The organism is Saliphagus infecundisoli, from assembly GCF_020177375.1.
Lineage (GTDB): Archaea > Halobacteriota > Halobacteria > Halobacteriales > Natrialbaceae > Saliphagus > Saliphagus infecundisoli.
The window spans coordinates 1-22637 of sequence record NZ_JAIWHV010000014.1 but is presented as its reverse complement, the minus strand read 5'-3'; the positions used below and the strand labels follow the sequence as shown (position 1 = coordinate 22637).

Below are 22637 nucleotides of genomic sequence, written 5' to 3'. Positions count from 1 at the left end.
GAGAAACGTTCGGTTGAGCGTGTCATAGAATACGCCTCATACCCTCTACCTGCGATTTTACAGCCTTCATTTCGCGTATAGCCTGGTGAGTCTCGTCAGTCATGGATTTTATTCGGGATCGAGACCGTGGATAATGGCTGTTGGGAACCATTGTATGACACGCTCTTCGGTTGGTTTTGACCCTTCGTCCGGTCGCGGAAATCTGGTAACGAACGCTAAGGGCTCAGTATCGCCTTTAGACGTCCAACCGTGGTCGGAATGCTTTCCTCAGGCGAGTACTGCACTCTCAGCAAGAACAAACATCGTAACCTTTGGCAAGAGCCTAACCGCCCGCGACCGAACAACCAATTTCGAGTTCGCCTCGCATTTCGAGTTGGGGTCGACAACAGTGTCTCAAGCGGTCACAGCGTGCTGATCGGGTTCAGCCTCGAACAGGACCGATTCGCCGTCCTGGTCGAACAGGTGGACGTCCGACTGGTCGAACTCAACCACGACGGTGTCGCCCCGGGTCGGTTCGAGATCGGCGTCTACGCGCGCAATAAAGTTCTTACCTAAGTCAAGATAAAGGTAGTTGTCGCTTCCGACGGGTTCGACCACGTCCACGACGGTTTCAATGCCATCGCCCGACAGGTGTTCGCTGACGATGATGTTTTCGGGACGGATACCCAGACGAGCTTCTGCTAGGTCGGCGTCGGCGACCCGCTGGCCCTGGTCGCCGTCGAGTGTGTATGTGAATCGGTTGCCGTTCGCGAGAATGGCCCGATCGCCCTCGGTTGTGACCGACACGTTGAGCATGTTCATGGCAGGCGATCCGACGAACGTGCCGACGAATTCGTTGGTGGGATTCTGGTATACCGATTTGGGGTGGCCGGTCTGTTGGAGGATCCCGCCATTGAGGATAGCGATGCGATCGCCCATTGTCATCGCCTCCTCCTGATCGTGAGTAACGTAGATGGCGGTCGTACCAAGTTCGTCCTGCAGTCGCTGGATTTCGGTCCGCATCGTGGTTCGGAGTTTGGCGTCGAGGTTCGAGAGGGGTTCGTCGAACAGGAACACGTCGGGTTCACGAACGATGGCCCGTCCGAGCGCAACTCGCTGTTTCTGGCCGCCCGAAAGCTCGCTGGGCCTGTCGTCAAGCAGTTCCTCGATATCCATCATCTCCGCGGTCTGATGTACCTTCTCTTCGCGCTCAGCCCTCGAGAGGTTTGTACTCATCCGGAGACCGAACGCCATGTTCTGCTCAACCGTCTTGTGTGGATAGAGCGCGTAGTTCTGGAACACCATCGCAACGTCCCGGTTCCGCGCATGAACGTCGGTCACATCCTCGCCGCCGATGAATATCTGCCCCGACGTGGGCTGTTCGAGTCCGGCGATCATCCGAAGCGTCGTGGACTTTCCACACCCCGAGGGGCCGACGACAGTGACGAACTCACCGTCTTCAACCTCCAGTGAGAGATCGTCAACCGCCACGATTCGGCCGTTGTCGAACTCCTTCCTGAGTGATTGGAGTGTAACGGTCGCCATTTGAGATGAGTATTGTTAAGCAGCGGGATAGTTCTTACGGAAATGTTGATGTATGATTTCGTATTACTTTCTGGGATGGTGCGGTTAGTGACCACGATGATTGGGTAACAGACTATTTGATCTAGAAGAACTCAGACTGGTTCTCATGGACTGACAATATTCATCCTGGACGGCGGTGAACGATATGAATATTCGTGCAAGAGTCCAAAAGGTTTAATAGATGAACGACTATTTCCTCACTCGTACACTCATGGCACTCGACCGTAGAAAGCTACTGAAGCAGATCGGCGGTGCGGGCACTGTCGTGACGCTCGCGGGCTGCGCTAGCGTTCAAGAGAACTCCCAAGACACGGAAGGAAACGGAGGAAGCGACTCCGATAGCGACAGTGACAACGGAACCAATGGGAGCGATGAGAATGGAGGCAATGAGAGCAACGAAAGTGACAGCACCGAATCGCAGGGACCATCCGGGACCGCGACGGTCTGGTATTCGCTCTCGGATACCGAAAAGCCGCTACGTGAGGACATTATACAGGCGTTCAACGACGAGTCTCACCACTCGGTCGAGGGATCGGATATTTCGGAAATGCAAGATAAGACGACGAGTTCGATTCCCGCCGGACAGGGACCCGAAATTTTTCAGTGGGCTCACGATTGGGTCGGCGACTACTACGAGCGCGACTTCGTGGTTGACCAGAGCGACCAACTCTCGGTCAATATGGACCAGTTCTCTGAGGCGGCGGCCGGTGCAGTTCAGTACGACGACGCAGTCGTCGGCCTTCCATTCTCCGCGGAGACAGTGACGCTCATTTACAACGCTGACATCGTAGACGAAGCCCCCGAAACCTTCGCCGACATGGAGGCCGCGATGGAAGACCACCATAATCCGGAGAACGGCCAGTACGGTCTCGCGTACCCGTTTGATCCGTACTTCGTGAGTGGCTTCGCGCAGGCGTTTGGCGGCTACTATTTCGATCCCGAAGAGGACCCAGCCCTAGGTCTCGAGGCGGACGAGACGATTCAGGGTCTCGAATTTGCGGTGGACAACCTCACGCCGTACATGCCCAACGACCCCAGCTACGAACCCCAAGAGGCGGCCTTCTTAGAGGGGAACGCCGCGTTCGCCATCAGCGGACCGTGGTATCTCGCGGGCCTCAACGACAACGACATCAACTACGAGATTATGACATTCCCCGAGATGGACGGCGGGCAGTTCACGCCGTACACCGGCATCAAAATCTGGTACTTCTCGAAGGCGATGGAGGAAGATGGCGCGGACGCCGCCGCAGGCAGGGAGTTCGCCGAGTGGTTCGTCACCAACGAGGATCACCTCTTGTCAAGAGCCGAGAACCAGGGACACATCCCGGTTCTGGCCGATCTCGTTGGAAGCGACGAACTACCCGGCCCGGTGCAGGTGTACTCGGAGGCGGTTGACCAGGGTGTTCCGATGCCGACCGACCCGCGGATGAACGACGTATGGGCCGCCTTGGAGGAACCGATGGTACAGGTCTTCAATGGGAGTCAGTCTCCGGAGGAGGCGCTCACCGGTGCCGCCGAAGAAGTGCGAAGTAATTGGGAGTGAACTGATACATGAGTACGGCTTCACGCGTCGTACACCGATTAGAGGAAGTACCGTTCCTCGAATCGCGAGACGCATCGCTCCTTTTCGTCCTTCCGGGACTGTTCGTCTTCTCGACGTTCATGCTGTTTCCCGTCTTGTATCTCATTGGAGTTTCATTCACCAATGCAGCACCGTCCAATCTCTTCGCTGGGGAGGGTGTGTTCTCAGTCATGACGTTCGGTGAGGCGACGTTCGTCGGGCTCCAGAACTATACCGACGTGCTGACCGACCCCGAGTTCTGGAACTCGTTCGGTGTAACGTGGCTGTTCGTCGCGACGAGCGTCGCGCTGAAAATCTGCCTTAGCCTCGGGGTCGCACTGGTCGTCACCAACGAGCGAGTACGCGGACGGCGACTGATGCGGTCGTTCATCATTCTTCCAATGGGCCTGCCCGCAATTTTCACCATCACGGTGTGGCGCGGCATCTTCAGTTCCGCAGAGTTCGGGCTCGTGAATCAGGTGCTTGGTATCTTCGGGGCTGAATCGGTTGCGTGGCTCTCGACGAGGTGGCCTGCGTTCTTCGCGTACAACATCACCGAGATGTGGCTGGCATACCCGTTTATGGTCATCATCACAGTCAGCGCACTACAGGACGTGCCCGAGGAACTCCACGAGGCCGCCACCGTTGACGGTGCAGGTCTCATCTCTCGGTTCTTCCATGTGACGCTCCCCTCGATAAAGCGGCCCGTGTTGTTCGCATCGATTCTGACTGCCGCGGCGTCGTTCCAGCAGTTCCTGATTCCGTACGTATTCAATCAGGGTGGTCCGGCGCGGGCAAACGAACTCATCGTCGTGTACGGTTACCGGGAGGCCCTATCGTTCTCAGAATACGGGCGCGGCGCCGCGGTGAGCCTCATCGCTGTCGTGTTCATTGGCGCGTTCATGTGGATTAACGTCAAGCGTGGAAAACTCGCAGATGGGGTGAGCGACGAATGAGTCTGCTCTCGGGTATTGTCCGGAAACTGTCTGAAGACATCAAGAACATCCTTACGGTTCCGGCCGAGACAGCGCGAGATATCACCTACACGGTCGAGGGCATCCGAAGCGGAAAAATATCGCCGACCGAACCACTCAAGACTGTCGGAGCGACTGCGGGCGCGCTCGTACTCGTGCTCGCGCTCCTGTTTCCGGTCTACTGGATTCTGCAGGCAGCACTGTCAGGGTCGGGGGCATCGCTCTACTCGGCAGACGGAATCTCGATATTCCCTGACGACCCTACACTCCAAGCATTCGTATGGGTGGTCGGAGACCTCATCATTCCGGGGTATAGCATCGCATTCGACGTTCCGCTGACCAACGTTTCGCTTGTGTTCGACACGCCAGAGGTCACGCTGCTTGACGCCTCAACGTACGGGGTTGACAGACCGTCCAGCTTCAAACACTTCTTATGGAACAGTATCACGGTCGCGATCCCGACCGTCATCATCTCGATGTGTCTCATCGTGCCAGCGTCGTACGCGCTGTCGCGGCGACAATTCATCTTCCGGCGCAAAATTCTGTTTCTCTATGTACTGCTGACGCAGGTAGGCGGCGGTCTCGGAGTCGCGCTTCTGATCGGCTTGTACGCCATCTACGTCCAATTTGGCGTCAACGACAGCAAACTCGCGCTATCGGTGTACTACGCCGCGACTGCGGTCCCGTTCAACACGTGGCTGTTGAAGACGTACATGGACGGGATCCCAGTCTCCTATGAGGAGGCCGCCGTGGTAGACGGCGCGCCACCGTGGCGCGTTGTCACTGAGGTCATTATCCCGCTCTCAACCGCCGGTCTCGCGACGGTGTTCATTTTCACCTTCCTGACTGGGTGGACTGAGTTCGTGGTCGCCCAAACATTACTCGGGACGGACAACTACACGCTCCCAGTGGGTCTCTACTCACTAGTGGACGAGTACTCCATCCCGTGGGCGCGGTTCTCGGCGTTCGCGCTCACCTTCGCCATGCCGATTATGCTTGTATACCTGTTTGCACAGCGGTACATCGAGGGCGGCCTCTCGTTCAGCGGAATGGAAGGCTGAGGACACAGCCGTTCCGACCGAATCTTGCCGTTCACCGCCTTTCGTCGTTTGGCCGCTTCTGGCAAATTCGAGAGATCACCACCCATCTACAAGCATGTAGAGCGATATAGAGCGCTCCTAGCTCGACAAGTTGGAGTTGGGTCGCGACAACTAGTGGCCGGCTACGCTCCCGGGATAGGGACGTTTGTAGGATCGTACCCAGCGGTCACGTTCAAGCGCCGGCCTTCGAGACGGGATTGACGAGGCGGCTTCGAGAATTCGAGACGCGCCCCATAACGAACACTGATCCTAACCGGCGGCTGTATCGCCGGCTTGCTCATCTCCTCTCTTGATGGGACTCCCTTCGTTACCCCACAGAGTTGGCGTTTCCAGCCACCAATGAGACACCCACGACGGACCGACTGTCCACACTGAAGTTTTCACCTCTGTAGAGAACGTCCCGGTCACATTCTCAATGAAAACCCCAAAGAACAGAATACGACGGCGTGGGGTAACTTGGAACCTTGCCGCTGTTCCTCAACTCGACGGGACGCTGACTGCACCACACGCAGGTGGCGTTGGTCGCCCCCTCAGAGAGGGTAGAGGATTTGAAAGATGACAGATCAATCAGACGAGACCGTTCGTGCCGTGGACCTGTTCTGCGGCGGTGGAGGCCTTTCAACCGCCCTCGCTGAAGCCTGCGAGGAGTTGGACCGCGACGTCGAACTCGTCGCAGTCAATCACTGGGGCAAGGCGATCGAAACCCACCAGCGAAACCATCCGTGGGCAACCCACCTCAACGCGAAAGTCGAGGAACTCCACCCGCCGGACGTCGTCGACCCTGGAACCGTCGATATTCTCATCGCTGCCCCCGAGTGTACGCACTTTTCAGCGGCCCGAGGCGGGAAGCCGGTGACCGAACAGCAGCGGGCGAGTCCGATGCACGTCCTCGACTGGGTCGGCAAACTCCAACCCGAGTCGGTCCTCCTCGAGAACGTCCCCGAGTTTAAATCATGGGGCCAATCGTCGATGGTGAGCCGACACGTGACGGGACGAAATTCGACGCCTGGAAGGCCCAGCTGGAGGCCGACCGCTATTCCGTTCGACACACGACACTGAACGCGGCGGACTACGGTGACGCAACCTCTCGCCGCCGCTTCTTCGTCATGGCGCGTCGGGACTATCGTCCCGCGTTCCCCGACCCAACTCACAGTCAGAACGGCGACAAGCCGGGGACCGACGAGTGGCGTAGTGCGGCCGAGATCATCGACTGGAGCGATCTCGGCGACTCGATCTGGACGCGCTCTCGGCCCCTGTCGAACAACACGATGCAGCGGATCGCCGAAGGCATCCGCCAGCACTGTGCCGACAGTCTCGCGCCGTACGCCGACGCCATCGCCGAGATCACTCCCGAGGACGTCGAAGCGATGCAAGAGAACGTGGTGGCTCTCGACGACCTCGAGCACACAGCCGACGAACGCGACGACCCGTTCCTCGTCGAGGGGCCAGCAGCCGGTCCTGACGCCGATGAGACCGAGCTCTCGACGACGATGGTGATGGGACAGCACTCGAACGCATTAGCGAAGGACGCCACGGAAAGCCCCGTCTCGACGATCGCCACGCGGGGGGCGATCCCTTGTATCCACGCTGACCCGTTCGTTCTTCCACGAAACGGCGCGTTCCGAGGGCTGCACAGCAACTCCACGTACGAGCCGGACGAGCGTCCGCTCCACACGGTGACAGCGAAAAACCACGACGGCCACCTCGTCTGGCCGTTTCTCGTCCCGTACAAGAGCGAACGAGAAGGGCAGTGTCCCCGGACGCACGAGATCGAGGAGCCGTACCCGACGATCACCGCGACGGGTTCTGATCCGTACCTTGCTCGCCCGTTCCTGGTAGAATACTATGGGAATTCCGACGTGGAGTCACTTGACGAGCCGCTCCCGACGGTGACGACGAAAGACCGTCACGCGCTGTGTATCCCAGACTGCTACCCGTGGGGACTCGACCTCCGCTACCGGATGCTTCAACCACGGGAGCTTGCTGCAGCGCAAGGCTTTCCCGAAACGTACGAGTTCGCTGGGAACAAGACTCAGACCACGAAGCAGATCGGGAACGCTGTGCCGGTTTGTCTCGGCAAAGCACTCGTGAAGCACCTGCTGCTTCCGACGAACCAGCCGACTGTCACCCAGTACGAGACACCCCAGACAGTCGCCGACGACGGTGAAACTGCCGACGACTAGCCATTACTCCACGGTGCCTTCTCCCGAGATCGTGACCCTCCAGACAGCGTCGGCACGCCGCTCTCTCGACCGAGCAGCGGACGCCAGTGGCGTTGGTCGTCCCTCAGAGAGGGGTGGAGGGTTTCAGAGATGGTTCACACAAACGAACTCGCAGGAGCACAGCTACCGACGACAACCGACACCGGGGGTGGGACATGATGGTCGCCGACTTGTTGGCCCACGTCGACAGTGCTGAGGCCTCTGGGGAGACGTTGACCGAGTCGCAGGTGTGGGAGCTCCGAAACGGCGTTCGGGCTGCCATCGAACACGGTGAGGAGTGCCTGTCACGTCCGTCAGCACCCCTCTCAGCAGATCGGTGGCATCACTGGGGCATCGGCGTCTCCGTCTGGATCCACGAGAGTGGCGTGGTCGTCCTCCAGAAAGACGGGACCACGATCGTCACCGACATCACGATGCTCGAGCACGTCCCACAGGTGCTGGCCGGCGCTCACGGGAACATTGGACGGATCACCCGCATCGAGCCAGACGAACGCGAGGGGTGATCAGCATGGGAATCGTCGAAACCGAAGACCGCTACAGTGGCGCGTTCGACGTTGTGAACTGTCCAGTCTGTGGGTCCGACGAGTGGACCCACCTCGTGTACCAGGGCGTGTTCTGCAGGCACTGCAACACGAAATGCACGCTTCGGGAACCAGCGGGTGATCAGGGGTTCATCGCGGAGTTCGACGGCGCGTACACCTGGTCTGTCGATGATGGGGAAAACATCCCCGAAACGGAGGAGTATGGTCCGGTCGCTTCCGGAAAGTGGCTTGGGACCGAGAACACTGGTTACCACCAGCACTGGTTTTCGGCGCGCGCAGACCACGTTCACGACGACTGTGAGTGGGAGCCAGCATGGAATCGGGAACCAGAGAACGAGGGTGAGTATAGTTACCCCACGACCGAGGGGTGATCAGCACTCGTGGGGTAACTCAACCAGACCAAGTCTCCTATCAAATCAGTGGCTGCACGGTCGCACGAACGGCCAGCCGGTGGTGATGTTCGTCCCCCGGAGAGGGCAGAGGGACGACGCGATCAACTCGTCCTGACGAGGACCCTCAGATGCAACACCAGTGTTCAACCCCTGCCCACGAGCCGCCTCACCGCACGACGACGTCGGTCCCTCGAGTGCAGTGCTTGGGGACGTCCCGGTCGCACGACCCGACGTTTCTCACGATTCGAACGGCCTCGCCACTCGTCCTCGAGTGCCCGATCTGCCAGCTCACCATCCGGGTCGATCCCGCTGAGGATGACGGTGATCACGATGGGTGAGAAGAAAACTGAAGCGGAGATCCTTGACGATCTTCGCGACCGAGGGGTCACCGAAAGTGCCGAGGAAATCCCCTTCGAGAAGTGCAACTGTCACTTCTGCTCCCAAGAGACACTCACGTTTGAGGAGGGCACTAGCGACACCGTTATCATTGTTCAGGACGTCCCAATCAATGATATGGCAGTCAACGATGAAACACGGAAATTCGTTCGCGTGACCCAGCGCGGTCAGGCAACACTGCCGAAAGAATGGCGTGAGCGGCTCGGAATCGACGCTCCAGACGAGGTCGTGATGATCTCGGTCGATGACAGTATTATCGTGAAACCGTTGCGCTCGCTCGAAGAACTCGCAGGTCGACACGGTGATGCGCTCGAAGAAGGCGAGGCACTCGCGAAGCTCCAAGAGTGGAACACAGAGGAGGAAGAACAGGAACGAGCGGATGAACGAAATCACGGCTTGAAGTCTGAGAACGGATCCGATCTGTGACGACCTACGTCTTCGACACAGAGCCGATCATCGCCTGGTTACACGAAGAGCCTGGGCATGAACGGGTCGACAAACTCCTGGAAGAGGCGACCACTGGAGAGAGTGAGGGGATCATCGCCGACGCGAACGCCGCAGAGATCGTGTACCTGAATGCACGACTCTTGGCTGCATCGAGGGGAGACACAAAACCGATCACGAGGGACATCGCTGAGGGGCTCTACGACATTACAATGCTCGAGCGTGCTGGGATCCGGATCGAAGACGCTAGCTGGGAGCAAGCTGGTCGGATTAAAGCGCCCGGTGGGCTCTCACTGGGTGATGCGTTTGCTGTTGCTCAAGCCTGTGATGACGATGCGACGCTCGTCGTCGGGGCCGACGATGACTTCGAGAACCTTCCTGTGTCTGTCGATATTCTCCAATTTCGCGACGAATCTGCATAGGACGACTCACGAGTCATCACACTATGCCCTTTCTGTAGTCACCCCACGGGGTAGAGGAGTCCCGGCAGCGTGAGGCAACTCGGGAACCAGCCGACCCTGGCCATTCCGCAGATGGTGTTATTCCCCCCTCAAAGAGGGGCGGAGGGAAAGATAAAGATGGTCAGTGACAGCATACGAGCGCGTTCTGCGTCGAACACCGACCAGGAGCGGACCAATCGCTATCAATTGAGACACACCCAGGACCCATGAGCGAACAAACCACCTTCAGCACGGCTAATCGAGACGAATCCGACAGCCGTACTGCTGACGAGGCGACGAGCGATCGCTCCGCTCATCGGAGCTCAACAGACGACGCCCAGATCGACATCCTCCACTCGGAAACGATCGACCAGTGGGTCACAGAACGTGAAGACGCCAATGAGCCCTACGGCTACTTCCACCTGTACGTGGCCGCCCAGAGCGACCTGAGCGGCGTGCAGCGAGCACTCTGCTGGGAGACACGGATCGAGCATGCCACCGACGACGCTGGGGAGCCCTCTCCTCGGTTTGGCACTGGTGGGATTCGCGCTGTGAACGCCCGTGACCGGTTCCTCGAGTGGAAGCTCGGTTTACTGGCTGTCCCGTTGCACCCAGAGCTGCGGACGATCCCAGCCGAGAACCTCCGCGTGTTCGTTGCCGATACGGCCCGCGAGTATCTTGCCGAGGAGAGTATCGAGATCGGGGGCGCCGTTGAGCAGGTGAACACCATCGACGAGCACACCCCCACTGAGGAGCAACTGGCGCGTCGACGCGAGTACGCGATGATGCAGCGCCTGACTGGCGTGTCCGGGCCACTGGACGGACGAATCCGGGCGATCGAGGACACGCTTCGGGCTCGCTTCGAGTTCACCAGTCGGTATGGCTACGACGTCCCCGATCCCGATCCTGTATACGCCGAGAAGTCACTCGACACGCTCGAGGCGATGCTTGAACGGGCACGCTGTGATCACGCAGAGGCAGAGAGCCAATGCGAGGAGCTTCGCGACCAAATCAGGTCGGCAGAAGCCCAGTGGATCGAAGAAACACGCGCTACACTTCGCGAGTAAGCTCCTGCTCCTGGTGTTGATCGCTCTCTTGAGCGCTGAGAGAGTCGAGATGATCACCGCCAGCGAAGCTTCAGATCCGATCGTCGCAGAGTTCACCCCCGAACCAACGCTGACCCTTGACTCCGGGTCAGCTAGTTCCCGCGTCGAGATGTTCGCTGATCCAGAGGAGATGACCACGAGCTGTGATTTCTGCGGACGGGTTGGAGTGGTCGAGACAGACCGCTGCGAAACCGCCGAGAAATTCGACCTGCCGCTGATCTGCACCGACTGTGAGTGATCGATCTGTGTGTTCACTCCCTTCGCCTACAGCACCGCTCACGGGCGCTGAGAGACAGTAACACAACCATGCCAGCACATCCACTTGACCGACTCGACATGACCGAACGGACGCTCCGACGGGCTCAGTACGAAGCCTTCGAGTTTGAACTGGTCGAACAGGGCGTGCTCGTTCGCAACGCGAGCCACGAAAATCCGAGCGACCACGAGTACCTCGTGAGGATCGCCGACGGCTTACCGGACAGCTGCACGTGCCCAGCAGACGAACACCATCAAGGGGCGTGCAAACATCGGGTCGCAGTCGCGATCCGATCGCCCGTCCTCGACTCGGCGTACAATCTCCAGTGCGTTCGAAACCTCTCCGCTCGTCCAGTCGCTACTCAGTGAGCAATACTTGCGGTCGTGTTACGTCTAGGTGCGAACGTAACAAGCAGCAGAAGATTCTCTTACTCTCGAATTGAAAGCTGTAGTATGAAGCCGAAGACAAGGCGGAGACTGCTTTTTCTCGGGGTCTTTCTTGTCATCATCAGTCCACCGTTCTTTTGGACGACGTGTAGTGATGTAGGATACGGACCTGATGGACCACCGGGCGGCTACGAACTCGAAGGGTTTACTGGCGTTACAGTGTCCTATACACCTGATGGCGGAGTCAATTCATGTACCGCTGGTCTGGGCCCGGTGTATCTCCCGCTCGGAATTGCCCTGATACTAATTTCACTCGCTCGTTAGCTACTTGACCTGTATGTAACGCGAAAATCAGACCAGAGCACGCTGGAATTTTCGCACCCCGACCCGCTCGAGAACACGACTCGCATATGAACCATTTGAGTTACCCCACGCTTCCGATCGAAACGCGGTTTTGGTCTTTTCACTGCCAATGAGACTCGTCCAATTCGAAGCCCGCCCACCTGACGAAAGCTCGAAGTAACTCTGGTCGATCGCCGATCGAGGCGAGCGACCTATCAACTTCCCACTCAAGATCAGTGAAATCGAACGGAACGAAGTTCCCGAGCAAGTCGACTTTGCCAGATTTCCAGACTTGTTCGACTGGCATGAGTTCAGGTGCGTAAGCTGGCATCTTGGGGAACGACACAGCGACGCGCGTCGCTGTGTCAAACTCTGGTGTCGTCAAGAGTCGTTGCGCGTACTCGTGCGATGAATCATTATCCCAACAAATGATCGCAGGTTTGTTGTAATAATCCAGAAAATCTCGCAAGAACTCAGCAATTATCCGTCCAGGGAGTCCTTCTGGCGACATCCAATGATTGAGGACAGTCGCGCCGCTTGCAGGCGCGACTGCCAGCACTCCGAGAACCTTCCAGCTCTCCCACTTTCCTGAGCCAACGTGGACCGGTGTCTGTCCCCTCGGTCCCCAGGTCCGAACGACCGTTGATTGCATAGCAAACGAACTCTCGTCGACAAAAATGAGGAACTCATCGTTCAGCCGCGCTTTTTTTCAATTTCTGGGACCGTTTCGTTCAGCCACTCCTCAACAGCCGCTTCGTCGCGCTCACGAGCGCGACGTTGCGGCTTCTGGCAACTCCAGTTGAGACGCCTCATATAGCGCCAGACGGTCGCTGTACTCACAGACACATCAAATTCCTGTTCGATCACAACACGAATTCGATCTAACGTCCATCGATCAGTCTTAAACCCGTGAGCTTGCGGACCCTGCTGGAGCAGCTCCGCAAGCTCCGGGAAGCGTTCTTTCGGAAGGATTGTCGTGGGCCCAGGATGCGGTTTCGAACTGAGACCGTCCTTTCCCTCATCCTCATACATCTTTTTCCACCGGTACACGGACCACGGTGTAACTTCCTCGATTTCAGCGATCTCGTACGGGCTGTGGCCAAGCTCCAGCATGGCGACGGCACGCCGTCGCCGTGCTTCCAATTCTTCTTTCGTTCCGACTGGACGTGTCACAATGTTCAAACTAGGCGTCGAGTGAAGATAGCTCTTTGCTCGATGAAAAGCTCAAGGAAGACGATTCGCGGCGCGTGGGGTAACTGGCTTCAGCCCCTCTGAGCACCGATCGGTGTGCGTTCAGTTTCACTTTCACCGCGGTTCACGGAGATTAACGAGACTCCACCACGAACCATATCATATGAGCTACTACGATGACGACCGCTGGGAGTTCAATCCCGAAGGCGAAGGCCGAATCGAGCCCGATCCGACCAACTCGACCGCTGTTGATGATGGCAGCTACGAGCGCGCTGAGGACTCCCTCGAAGACGACCGACTGAGCTATCCGGATACGCCCGGCCCCGAATCCAACGATGACAAACCGAGCGAACACCGCTGTGCGTGTGGTGCCCCGCTCGATCCCGGCAGAACGAAATGCGATTTCTGCCTCACCAGGGAGGTCGAGTACGAGAACCGCGAGGAGCCCGACAGCGACCGTGAAGTCAGAGGCATGATTCACGTCCTCGTCGACGCGAGCAGTGAAGCCAACGCCGTCTGCATCGCCCAAACTGTGTTCGAGGACATCGCCGAGGATTCGTTGATCGACGGCATTGACGAGTGTGAGCTCGTCGCCCATCTCGACGAGGACCTCGCTGATCGGTTCGCTCACAAGTGGGGCCAGCTGCCCGCTGCTTCCCCAGTCGACTCGAGCGCCGGCCAGCGTCAACTCGACACGATCCGACAGAACGCCGGCCATGACTATATCCGAGCGGAAGACGGCAACACCGAGGACAACGGCCCGACGCTCGATCCCGTCCTGTTCGACGCCGACGGCGAACCGATCACCGATATTGAGGAAGTCGGGGAATTGATCGCCGGCGGCTCGCTCGAGCGGAGCCGCCTCGCGTGGGATATGGTTGACGCCAGCGGCGAGCCCGGTCAAACCTGGATCGTCCCCGCAATCGCCCTCGAACACGTCAGCTGGTCAGAACCCACTGAGCCGTCTTGGGAAGGACGTACGCGCCGGATGCTGGCCTGTCGGGAGTGTGGCGAGCCGGCACGACATACGTTCGCTGGCTGGAACGCGGTCCCTCACCCTGAACTCAACGCCACACCGATCTGGGAGTGTACTCAGTGTCAGTCGCCCCAGCACGGCCCGGATCCCTCAGTCTGATGATGAAGGTTGATGGCTCGGAATTCTTCGGAATCTTCTTGAGCCCTATGAAAGACTGTCTCGGCCAGTCCTCTATCGAGGACTCACTATTTGGCACCAGTCAAAGCAGGAACAGGCGGGTGGCTTAGGTCCGCCTGTGCCAGTAGGGTGCACGGCGGCTTGGTGAATGCGACGCAAGTTCTGTACCGTGCATGTTAATGTCATGCACCCAGAATCATAAGTCCATCGGTCGAAAAGACGGGTGGTTGATTCGGTCAGATGTCTGAGATCAGGTGGTTGAGGATAGCTCTGTCTTCACAACGATCTCATTGAAGGATTCCAGTGTAGAAGCCGCCGCCCCCGTGAGTGGCTTATCCCGGGAGCGGCGATGCGACGCGAGTGGGGAATTTTCGGTGTCGACCAGGTCCGTGGGGAAGGGCCGACAAAGATAGAACCATTTCCAATGGAAATAAATCTTCGTCAGACAGAGGTCAGACGAAGTCATCGTGTTTGAACAGTCATGTAATATACAGAAGGTACGCAATCCATACACATCTACGTGAATCTCTAACACAAAGTAGACGCCTCATTACCATTTGAGTGAGTATCCAAGTGTCTGGTATGCATAATCTCACTGGCTTCCAACGCGATCTCTTGTACGTCATTAATGGGTTCGACCAACCCTCAGGACAGTCCATTAAAGACGAATTACAATCAAACTATCAGACTGAGATCAATCACGGTCGGTTGTATCCGAATCTCGATACGGTCGTCAACAAGGACCTCGTCGAAAAGGGTGAACTCGATCGACGAACGAACTACTACGCGATCACCAAGACTGGAGAACAAGCCATCCACGACCGTCGAGAGTGGGAAGACCAATACGTCGACCTCTAACGGGGGTTCTCTCAACAGGTCCGTGACCGACGAAACAGTACGACTCGTGAAAGCGAGGATCACCCCCTTCATAAACCGCTGGAACAGTCAGGGCCACAACGCAACCGGATGAGTAGTGTATCGATGGCCAGGATCGATCCGGGTGGCCGCGCAGTGTCGGCCCGGTACCTATCCACCTCACCCATGACTGACACCACCAGAGCCGACAGTGTAGGCGTCCCGCTCGCGTATCGGTCACCCGGCCGGATGGCAGGTGAGACGGCATGACGACCGTCACCGAACTCGCGTTGAGTTCCGACGACGTCGCCCTCTCGGAGACGTTCGAGGTGCTGCCGGAGCTGGAGATGCGAATCAAAAGCGTCGTCGCCGAGGGAGCACAGCAGACGATGCCGCTGGTCTGGATCGCCGGCGAGCCCAACGAAGAGATCGAGGAAGCCCTCGCCGACGATTCGTCAGTCGACACATTCGACTGTCTGCTCGAGGAAAGCGGTGATTCGGAGTGGCTCTACCGCATCGAATACGCCTCGGACGTCGGCGACATGTGCGGAGCGATCTTCGCCAACGACGGGACGATCCTCGACGCACAGTGTTCGTCCGACCACTGGACGTTCCGCCTGTTATTCCCTGAGCGGGACCTCCTCTCAGAGACGGTGTCGGAACTCGAAGACCAGGGAATCCACGTCGACGTCAAGCGAATGGTCGAAGCCGGTCGCAACGCCGACCTCGAGGCGACTGCAGCACTGACCGAGGCCCAAGAAGAGGCAATCAACGAGGCCTACGACCGGGGCTACTACGATGTTCCGCGCCGCATCTCTCTCGAGGACTTGGCGACCGAACTCGACATCTCCCATCAGGCACTCTCCGAGCGCCTCCGACGGGCCAATAAGGTCCTCGCCAGCGAACAGGTGGGCGAGCCCAGCCAAGACGAGATCGCTCACTAACTCAGAGGGCGTTTGCTCTCGAAAAGGGATGTCTCCATGAGTAGATCGTAGATTCGTCCGAGGCACGATCTGGAGGGTAGGCCGCGGGAGACGGCCCAGGTCAAGGGGGATATCATATCACCAGTATGATACAGATGAAACAGCTGCCAGCCTACGGCTCGATCACATCGAAATCGTCAGGAGAGTCTCCATAGCCGATCGTGGCTCGTTCGACCCAGAACTCGGCGTGAGGTTGGATTTCGAGAATCGCTTTCCACGCCCCTTGGGGCCCATCGTTCGGGACGACCCTGATACGGCGGCCGGTCTGCTCGTCGTCTCGCTCTGCCCATAGCGACCACTCCATCAGAATCCGCGACTCGTCGTCATCCACAGTGTCGGACGGAGGGTCATTCACAAGGTCGATTCGAGAGACAGAGGAGAGAGTATGGTGCTTGTTGCTGCCAGTGAGCCTGATGATCTGATAGATTAGGAGTCAACTCGCAACCGGACTTCGATCCCGTCTGAATCCATGACTGAGACCCCCTCATCCGCTTCAGTCAGAGAGTATTGACTACCGCTGAATCGCTCTCGCAAGGCGTCGAGTGCCTGTGGCTCGGGAAGAACGATCTCGAACCATGCTAATCCACGACCACTGAGCGGCTCTGTTCGATGCTGCCACGTGTTCGCTCCGATATGGTGGTGATACCCGCCCGCCGACACAAAGGACGCGGCGGGCACGGTCGTTTGCACTTCGAACCTAAGGGTGTCAATGTAGAACTTCCTGAACCCGTCAAGTGAGGAGACCTCGAGATGGATATGCCCGACGTCCGTTCCCGGCGGTGCCCGCGTGCTCCCTTCAGCAGCGGCCTCGATCCTCTCGAGATCAAGCGGTTCAGTACCGATCTGAACCCGCCCATCGTCGGCGGTGGGCCACTCATCGCGTGGAAGGTCGCAATAGATCTCGACGCCGTTCCCTTCGGGGTCTCTGACGTAGAGCGCCTCGCTGACCCGATGATCGGACGCACCACTAAGCTGCCACCGATCCCGTATTCGATCCAACGCAGTACCTAATGCGGCACGCGAAGGCACTCTAAACGCGTTGTGGAAGAGCCCCGCACTTGATCTCTGGCGTTTAGGTGCCTCTTCATCTTCCTCTAAGACGAGTAATGGTGTGTCCTCGACACCGAGAACTGAACTGCTATCAGACTGGTCCAGTACACGGATCCCGACCACATTTCGGTAAAACTCGGACACCTCCTCGAGATCAGTGACCCGAAGCGCAGTCCGTCCGATACGTGTGTCTTGCGGGAGGACGTTTTGAGGTGGTTGGGTGCTCATTTCGAATTCCTTAGAGGCCGATATTGAGTGCGTACGCCCAATGTTCACTGCTGAGGACGAGGAAGACCAGCGACGCACCGAAGAGTTCGACGTTCTTGATGAAGTGCGTCATTTCGGACTGCTGCTGGTCTTCGGGAACGGCCCAGAAGTCGTGCATCATTGGCGTCGTCACGAGGAGGAAGATCGCGACCGCCCCTGCGGCAATCGCAGGGAACGCTCCGAGTATGATGCCAAGCCCACCGAAGATGAGCATGCCGCCGGAGAGCAGGACGCTTGCTCGAGGTGCTGGGACCCCCTTCGATCGGGCGTACCCACTCATTGCCTCGGTATTCTGGAAGTGGTTGAACCCCTGGAACACGAGTAAGACACCGAAGACGACTCGGCCGACGAGGAAGACGAGGCCGCCAGCCGTGGTCTCCAGGACCATTAGGCCTCCACCGTGGACTGTCCGTTCGGCATCTGCACGATCTGACCCGTTACACTTTCGTTCGTTAGCAGGTGGTGGACTGTCGAATTCTGTAGTTCCATCACGTTACCTAGTTGGGTACCAAACCTATATATAGCTCAGGCAATAAGAAGGTGACCAGGTAATGACGACCCAACCACCAACGGCTGAGACGGATGAAGAGACCGACGTCGTGCGCCAAAATGCGGACGTCTGTAACGTCGTTGGGTCGATCAAGGAGATCGGATCGAAGTGGAAGCTCATCATCCTCAATGATCTTCGAGATGGCGAAAAGCGATTCAATGAACTCAAGCGATCGACGGGCGCGAGCTCCTACACACTCTCGCGTGTCCTCGGTGACCTAGAAGAGGAAGGGTTCATCAAGAACCGAAAAGAGTTCGAATCGCCGGTCGCGAGCTACTACACTCTGACCGAGAAAGGGAGCGCGCTCTGTCCTGTGTTCGACGTATTAGACGAGTGGGGCGAAGACTGGCTCGAATAGATACCCGATGTGCTCAGAACGACTGGGTAGCTGGAGCCTTCTCCGGTCCCTAACGACCGGAACTGGAATGCTTGGTACCCAACGGATGGACTCACAGACTCTTCGACGGATGAATTCACAGAGGCGAAGACAGTGAGTGAGGGCCTCATCACGGTACTGTTCGGCGATCCGTTTGCGGTGATGAACACGATCGGCCTGGTTGCATTTGCACTCGTCGGGTCGGCGAAAGCGATCCGTGAGGAGTTCGATCTGTTCGGGATTGCCGTTGTTGGGCTCGCGATGGCATTTGCTGGCGGGATAACACGCGATCTCCTTGTGACTCGAGTCCCACTCGCACTTCAGTCACCACTCGAAATCAGTTTAGCACTGATCGGAGTGGGCTTGGCGATCGCGTTGAGTGCCCTCCTCTCGTCTCCGGATACTCATCCGATTGCGCTCATCTCGGACGCGATCGGACTCGCTGCGTTTGCGACAACAGGAGCGATCGTCGCAACCGAAGCGAGCGTTTCAGCGTTTGGTGTCGTTGCGATTGCAACAATCAACGCAGTGGGTGGCGGTGCAGTCGCGGATATTCTGCTCGATCGATCTCCGTTCATCCTCTTCGACGATTTCTATGCGAGTTGTGCAGTATTAGGTGGGAGTGCGTACTGGGTAGCACTGAGTCTGGGGGCTGCTGGGAGTACCGCCGCCGGCGTGTGTGCGGTAGTGACCGTTGGGACACGGTTAGCAGCAGTGACGTATGGGTGGAATCTCCCGACGATGCAAAATTTAGGATTGATACGAAGCTGACCGACTGAGTGAGCGACAGACGGCGCGATCGCAAACACCAACGCTCCGCTCGTTATCGACCTCTGGACGATGTACTTGGAGGCAAGATACGCGTTCACTCACTCACCCACTTCTCTCTGTGGGCGAGAGAGCCCTCTCTCGATGCGTATGCACGAACAGCGAACCGATCACGATTCGACACAGGTTGGCTCGTCACCGGCGCCCCAAGCTCAATGATCACTCAGCTGGAGATAGGAATCTTCCCTCCCACAGTGCATGCAGCGGACGCGCGTGTTGTGAATTTGCTCATCCAGTTCAAGGACCTCGAATCCGTCCAACTGCTCGCTGAGTTCAGCTGCCGTTTCGTAGCAGCACTGCTCGCGCTCGATCCGCTGGGTGTAGTGGTTGCTAAGGAGATGCCCGTACTCGCCCGTCCGCTCACAGTTGGTGCAGCGGGCGTGAGAGGCGAATAAATCCTCGGCGAGATCGAGAATCGCGAACCGATCCAGTTGCTCGTTGATCGCCTCGGTCGAGAGCCCCGATGCATCGAACGAGGATGCAATCGGGGGCGACCACTTCCGACGGTCGATCCCCACGAGCATTGCTTGCTCCTGATACCGGTTCCGAAGCGTCACCGGAGTCACCTCGGTCGCCTCGACGACCTCGCGTTGAAGGACGTGCTCGCCGGTGACCAGTCCCGCGAGATATAGCGCGCCGGCCGCAGTTCCGATGGGTGAGTGCCCCGACCGGGTGCCAGTCTCGCTCGCCGCGTCGACGACGTTATGGGCGGTACTCATGGTGGACTCGCCAAGATCGAGTTGATCGCCGAATCGACTGACGAACTTGTGTGGATCAGCCGGTTCGACGTCGAGATCGAACTCGCGAACGAGCTGCTTGTAGGTGCGCCCGAGCTCGGATCGATCCACTCCGGCGGCGTCAGCAAGCTCGTCAAGCGAAAGCGGCTGCCCAGCTTGCCGTGAGGCGGTATAGACGGCGCTCGCAATGGTGGTAGTGCCGCCCCGGCCATGGTGAAGCTCCGCATCGAACGCCCGGTGAGAGAGCACACGGGCGAGCTGGGCCTCGCTCTCCGCGACGTTGAGTGTCGTCAGGAGGTGATCAAGGGCGCTTTCCTGCTGGTCGTTCATGTGGGGGGTTCGTCCTACGACAGCGGAAGGAGAAAATATCTCCGATGGTGACAAGCAACGACCAGTGGCGTTGTTCGACCTCACGAAGAGCTGAAGGAGATTCGAGATGAGCGAGGATCCGACCCAAAACACTGCCGAAGCGTCTGACGACGAGTTCCCGCCCGCAAAGCGCCTGGAAGCGCCGAGCGTGCGACTGATCGATGCAGGGATCGCGACGATCACCGACATGGAGACACTCCATGCGTGTGTCGCCTACGAAAACCAACACCAGCAGCGGTTCCCCGTTCTCAAACAGCTTGCCCGGCGTGCCGAAGAACTGCGCGAAGAAGACGTATCGTGAGTGAGCCCACAGCTCGCCTCGGCTATCCCAGCGAGTCGCCTTGTGCAACAGCGAGCGGGGGCCGCCAACAATGTTGCACAAGTCTTTAGCAAACGGCGTCGCCCGATGGTGTCGTTCCCCCTCAGAGAGGGGTAGAGGGGTTCACAGATGGCAAATCGACCAGAGATCACGATCCAGCATCAGGCAGCGTTCACCGACGATGGTGACCTCGAACTGACCGAGGAAAGCGTCGAGACCTCCCTCGAGGATTTCGGCGCCGACGTCAGCCATCGCGACCAAGAGTCGCGTCTCGATCGACCCACTGCCAGCGAGTTCGGCGTCGACGACCGCGTCGAAGTGCGCGAGTTGGCAGGCGATGACAGCGACCAATCGTCGCTGTTCGCGGATACGGCCGACGATCAACAGACACTGACAGGCGAGGACGCCAGCGCACGGTTCCTCTTCGAGGAAATCGAGCCTGAGCGTGAGCGAGAGAGTGTGGGCAAGAGTGAGACGCAGACCGGCAAGCGAGTAACCGACGGCGGTGAGAGATCATGAATCTGCGTCCAGACGCGCAAACCCGCGTTGTGGCACTCGCCGCACGGTCACCCGCGCTGCCGGTCACCGGCGGCCTCACCCACGGTGATCCCTGTCCGCGGTGTGGCGCAGCGACGATGGCCGGATGTGCCGACGCCGACGGCCAGGAGGTCCTCGAATGCGAGCGGTGTCTGTATCGGCCTGCGACCGAGTGAGTGGCCGGACCTAACCTCGATTAGTCACGAGAGTGAAGTCGAAGACGCGCGTTCGTTCGCTGCGGAGGAGGTGAGGACCGAGACACCTCGAAGAAAAACTGCACTGAACCAGCCGCCACATCCTAGTAGAGCGTGTCATACAATGATTCTCAGCAGACATAATCCAAAGTTCGTGGTTTGAATAGAACCCCCATCTGTATTCGGTTAAGCTCCTGACTCCGCATAGAGATCAGCACACACCTCCTCTAACAGTGTCATGCGGGCAGGAGACGGTTGTTTGGCCTCTTGATACAGGAGTTCTGGAATGTTCGGCGGTGGGTATCCGTAGAGATTGGCCAGTTCCATGAGGATCAGCTGGGCGTACGACCGGAAGGTCGTCGCCCAGCGTTCTCTCGGGAACGTGCAGTCGTCGCCTCGCTCCTCAGCATGATCAACCAACAGCCGAAGAATCGCCCTGCTAACGATCAGCGTTAGCAGGGCTGCTACTATCTGAATCTTCACGATATGTTCCTTCGATGTCTCGAACTCATCAAGCGAATACTGTGACTTGAGTTCCCGAAAGAGAAGCTCAACCTCCCATCTCGCTCGGTAGAGTGCACCGATCTCGCGTGGGATGAACTCTTCACGTGGAAGGTTGGTGATATACAGGTGGTAGTCGTCGGTGTCCTCGTTGCGGACACCGACGACGCGGAACTGCTTGGTGGAGTACGACTGTACTCCGTCGTAGGGTCGGCGCTTGAAGGTGACCTCGACTGCGACATCGATGTACTTGCGATGCAGGTCATCGACGACGTCGAAGACCTGCTTCCCTGTCAAGTCGATCGAGTTCCCGTTCCAGGAGCGGAGCTCCTCCGTAATCAGCGGATTCGAGCTCTTTTTCAGTCGACTCACGAAGAAACCGTCGTTCTCATCGATCAGTGCAAAGCGGCGGTACTTGAAGAAGCCGAGATCGAACAGAAAGAGGCGTCCAGCCATCCAGCTTCCGGTTTCGAACAGGGTGCTTTCGTGGCTCTTCTCGTCGGTGATCTCGTCGGAGATCACCGACTGCTCTGTGATATTGTGCACAAGATAGAGCATGACGCCCGACTGATTCTCATGAGTCGCTTTGAACTCCGAGAGGAACTGATTCAGCCGAAACACGGTGGCATCGGTTGCGATGACGTCTCTGAACCGATCGAACTCGGGAGAGAGAGTATGTGGAACCGCGACTTCGTTGAGTGCGTGTTCGAGCAGTTCACGAAGGAGTTCGTGCAACTGCTCGGTAAAGCGGTCGTAGAAGCTGGAGGCAACGATCGACCGGTTGGTTGCTGCGTTGTACGCACGTCGATAGTCGGCGATCGAGCGGGCTTCGCCGCCGACGGCGAAGCCCACAGCGAGCGTCCAGACCAGCATGTGATACTGACGGCTAAAAGTTCATAGAGTTCGAGTCAGTAATGGCCGTATGGCCAATCTGGAGAACGTCTCTACCGAAGACCTCCGCCAGATCTTGGCGGAGGTCGATGACGGTGCAGCAGTACAGCGG

At 58.1% G+C, this 22637-nt stretch carries 26 protein-coding genes and 3 pseudogenes; 21 read left to right on the top strand and 8 right to left on the bottom strand.

Annotated features, from left to right (window positions below; genetic code table 11):
• Window positions 1–393 precede the first annotated feature (393 nt).
• Entirely contained in the window at window positions 394–1524 is a 1131-nt protein-coding gene (locus LCF40_RS14860; RefSeq protein ID WP_224829025.1) for an ABC transporter ATP-binding protein, read from the bottom strand.
• A 250-nt stretch (window positions 1525–1774) separates the two neighbouring features.
• On the opposite strand from LCF40_RS14860, the gene LCF40_RS14855 reads away from it, so the two are divergent.
• The 13 genes and pseudogenes from LCF40_RS14855 (at window position 1775) to LCF40_RS14805 (ending at window position 11364) form a co-directional block, all read left to right on the top strand.
• Entirely contained in the window at window positions 1775–3106 is a 1332-nt protein-coding gene (locus LCF40_RS14855) for an extracellular solute-binding protein (protein WP_345777855.1), read from the top strand.
• Between the two features lie 8 nt (window positions 3107–3114).
• Window positions 3115–4080: a carbohydrate ABC transporter permease gene (locus tag LCF40_RS14850; protein ID WP_224829023.1), complete on the top strand. Its 966-nt coding sequence runs from the start codon at window positions 3115–3117 to the stop codon at window positions 4078–4080.
• Window positions 4077–5159: a sugar ABC transporter permease gene (locus tag LCF40_RS14845; protein WP_224829022.1), complete on the top strand. Its 1083-nt coding sequence runs from the start codon at window positions 4077–4079 to the stop codon at window positions 5157–5159. The genes LCF40_RS14850 and LCF40_RS14845 overlap by 4 nt, the downstream gene beginning before the upstream one ends.
• 594 nt (window positions 5160–5753) lie before the next feature.
• Window positions 5754–6257: a DNA cytosine methyltransferase gene (locus LCF40_RS23255; protein ID WP_263623716.1), complete on the top strand. Its 504-nt coding sequence runs from the start codon at window positions 5754–5756 to the stop codon at window positions 6255–6257.
• A pseudogene (locus tag LCF40_RS23720) lies at window positions 6242–6286 on the top strand (hypothetical protein); the annotation flags it as partial. The gene LCF40_RS23255 and the pseudogene LCF40_RS23720, both read left to right, overlap by 16 nt.
• Window positions 6287–6304: 18 nt before the next feature.
• Window positions 6305–7381: a DNA cytosine methyltransferase gene (locus tag LCF40_RS14840; RefSeq protein WP_380683541.1), complete on the top strand. Its 1077-nt coding sequence runs from the start codon at window positions 6305–6307 to the stop codon at window positions 7379–7381.
• 194 nt (window positions 7382–7575) lie between these two features.
• Window positions 7576–7923, top strand: a complete 348-nt coding sequence (locus LCF40_RS14835) for a hypothetical protein (RefSeq protein ID WP_224829021.1) — start codon at window positions 7576–7578, stop codon at window positions 7921–7923.
• Between the two features lie 5 nt (window positions 7924–7928).
• Window positions 7929–8333: a DUF7567 family protein gene (locus tag LCF40_RS14830; RefSeq protein WP_224829020.1), complete on the top strand. Its 405-nt coding sequence runs from the start codon at window positions 7929–7931 to the stop codon at window positions 8331–8333.
• Window positions 8334–8684: 351 nt separating this feature from the next.
• Window positions 8685–9176: an AbrB/MazE/SpoVT family DNA-binding domain-containing protein gene (locus LCF40_RS14825; RefSeq protein WP_224829019.1), complete on the top strand. Its 492-nt coding sequence runs from the start codon at window positions 8685–8687 to the stop codon at window positions 9174–9176.
• The gene (locus LCF40_RS14820; RefSeq protein ID WP_224829018.1) at window positions 9173–9616 is read left to right on the top strand and encodes a PIN domain-containing protein; all 444 of its coding nucleotides are present in this window, start codon (window positions 9173–9175) and stop codon (window positions 9614–9616) included. The genes LCF40_RS14825 and LCF40_RS14820 overlap by 4 nt, the downstream gene beginning before the upstream one ends.
• Window positions 9617–9861: 245 nt before the next feature.
• Complete coding sequence (locus tag LCF40_RS14815; RefSeq protein WP_224829017.1) at window positions 9862–10701, top strand: hypothetical protein; 840 nt, start codon at window positions 9862–9864, stop codon at window positions 10699–10701.
• Between the two features lie 49 nt (window positions 10702–10750).
• Complete coding sequence (locus LCF40_RS14810; protein ID WP_224829016.1) at window positions 10751–10978, top strand: hypothetical protein; 228 nt, start codon at window positions 10751–10753, stop codon at window positions 10976–10978.
• Between the two features lie 68 nt (window positions 10979–11046).
• A complete protein-coding gene (locus tag LCF40_RS14805; protein WP_224829015.1) occupies window positions 11047–11364 on the top strand; it encodes an SWIM zinc finger family protein in 318 nt (105 codons plus the stop codon).
• A 481-nt stretch (window positions 11365–11845) separates the two neighbouring features.
• On the opposite strand, the gene LCF40_RS23715 is transcribed toward LCF40_RS14805, so the two are convergent.
• Window positions 11846–12403 (bottom strand): transposase, encoded by a 558-nt coding sequence (locus LCF40_RS23715; RefSeq protein ID WP_224829077.1) that lies wholly within the window; start codon window positions 12401–12403, stop codon window positions 11846–11848.
• Window positions 12404–12417: 14 nt separating this feature from the next.
• Window positions 12418–12897 carry an IS630 family transposase gene (locus LCF40_RS14795; protein ID WP_224829014.1) on the bottom strand — a complete coding sequence of 160 codons (480 nt, stop codon included), beginning with the start codon at window positions 12895–12897 and terminating at the stop codon, window positions 12418–12420.
• A gap of 181 nt (window positions 12898–13078) precedes the next feature.
• On the opposite strand from LCF40_RS14795, the gene LCF40_RS14790 reads away from it, so the two are divergent.
• The 3 genes from LCF40_RS14790 to LCF40_RS14780 all read left to right on the top strand — a co-directional run bounded on the left by LCF40_RS14790 (window position 13079) and on the right by LCF40_RS14780 (window position 15867).
• Window positions 13079–14050, top strand: coding sequence for a DUF7995 family protein (locus LCF40_RS14790; protein WP_224829013.1), 972 nt, complete (start codon window positions 13079–13081; stop codon window positions 14048–14050).
• Between the two features lie 600 nt (window positions 14051–14650).
• The gene (locus LCF40_RS14785) at window positions 14651–14926 is read left to right on the top strand and encodes a PadR family transcriptional regulator (protein ID WP_224829012.1); all 276 of its coding nucleotides are present in this window, start codon (window positions 14651–14653) and stop codon (window positions 14924–14926) included.
• A 263-nt stretch (window positions 14927–15189) separates the two neighbouring features.
• Window positions 15190–15867, top strand: coding sequence for a helix-turn-helix domain-containing protein (locus tag LCF40_RS14780; RefSeq protein ID WP_224829011.1), 678 nt, complete (start codon window positions 15190–15192; stop codon window positions 15865–15867).
• 151 nt (window positions 15868–16018) lie between these two features.
• Here the strand turns inward: LCF40_RS14780 and LCF40_RS14775 are convergent, their stop codons facing one another.
• The 3 genes from LCF40_RS14775 to LCF40_RS14765 all read right to left on the bottom strand — a co-directional run bounded on the left by LCF40_RS14775 (window position 16019) and on the right by LCF40_RS14765 (window position 17611).
• Window positions 16019–16237 (bottom strand): hypothetical protein, encoded by a 219-nt coding sequence (locus tag LCF40_RS14775; RefSeq protein ID WP_224829010.1) that lies wholly within the window; start codon window positions 16235–16237, stop codon window positions 16019–16021.
• 95 nt (window positions 16238–16332) lie between these two features.
• A complete protein-coding gene (locus tag LCF40_RS14770) occupies window positions 16333–17184 on the bottom strand; it encodes a VOC family protein (RefSeq protein WP_224829009.1) in 852 nt (283 codons plus the stop codon).
• A 10-nt stretch (window positions 17185–17194) separates the two neighbouring features.
• Window positions 17195–17611: a DoxX family protein gene (locus LCF40_RS14765; protein WP_224829008.1), complete on the bottom strand. Its 417-nt coding sequence runs from the start codon at window positions 17609–17611 to the stop codon at window positions 17195–17197.
• 163 nt (window positions 17612–17774) lie between these two features.
• Here LCF40_RS14765 and LCF40_RS14760 point away from each other — a divergent pair, with 163 nt between their 5' ends.
• The gene (locus tag LCF40_RS14760; protein ID WP_224829007.1) at window positions 17775–18131 is read left to right on the top strand and encodes a winged helix-turn-helix transcriptional regulator; all 357 of its coding nucleotides are present in this window, start codon (window positions 17775–17777) and stop codon (window positions 18129–18131) included.
• Between the two features lie 180 nt (window positions 18132–18311).
• Window positions 18312–18920, top strand: coding sequence for a trimeric intracellular cation channel family protein (locus tag LCF40_RS14755; protein WP_263623719.1), 609 nt, complete (start codon window positions 18312–18314; stop codon window positions 18918–18920).
• Window positions 18921–19129: 209 nt separating this feature from the next.
• Here LCF40_RS14755 and LCF40_RS14750 read toward each other — a convergent pair whose 3' ends face one another.
• The gene (locus LCF40_RS14750) at window positions 19130–20044 is read right to left on the bottom strand and encodes a transcription initiation factor IIB family protein (RefSeq protein WP_224829005.1); all 915 of its coding nucleotides are present in this window, start codon (window positions 20042–20044) and stop codon (window positions 19130–19132) included.
• Between the two features lie 106 nt (window positions 20045–20150).
• On the opposite strand from LCF40_RS14750, the gene LCF40_RS14745 reads away from it, so the two are divergent.
• From LCF40_RS14745 to LCF40_RS14735, 3 genes and pseudogenes are all read left to right on the top strand, one after another.
• Window positions 20151–20384 carry a DUF8129 domain-containing protein gene (locus tag LCF40_RS14745; protein WP_224829004.1) on the top strand — a complete coding sequence of 78 codons (234 nt, stop codon included), beginning with the start codon at window positions 20151–20153 and terminating at the stop codon, window positions 20382–20384.
• 147 nt (window positions 20385–20531) lie between these two features.
• Window positions 20532–20834: pseudogene (locus LCF40_RS14740) on the top strand (hypothetical protein); the annotation flags it as partial.
• An 83-nt stretch (window positions 20835–20917) separates the two neighbouring features.
• On the top strand, window positions 20918–21115 hold the full coding sequence (locus LCF40_RS14735; RefSeq protein ID WP_224829002.1) for a hypothetical protein: 198 nt from the start codon (window positions 20918–20920) through the stop codon (window positions 21113–21115).
• A gap of 204 nt (window positions 21116–21319) precedes the next feature.
• Here the strand turns inward: LCF40_RS14735 and LCF40_RS14730 are convergent.
• A pseudogene (locus LCF40_RS14730) lies at window positions 21320–22504 on the bottom strand (IS4 family transposase); the annotation flags it as partial.
• Between the last annotated feature and the right edge of the window lie 133 nt (window positions 22505–22637).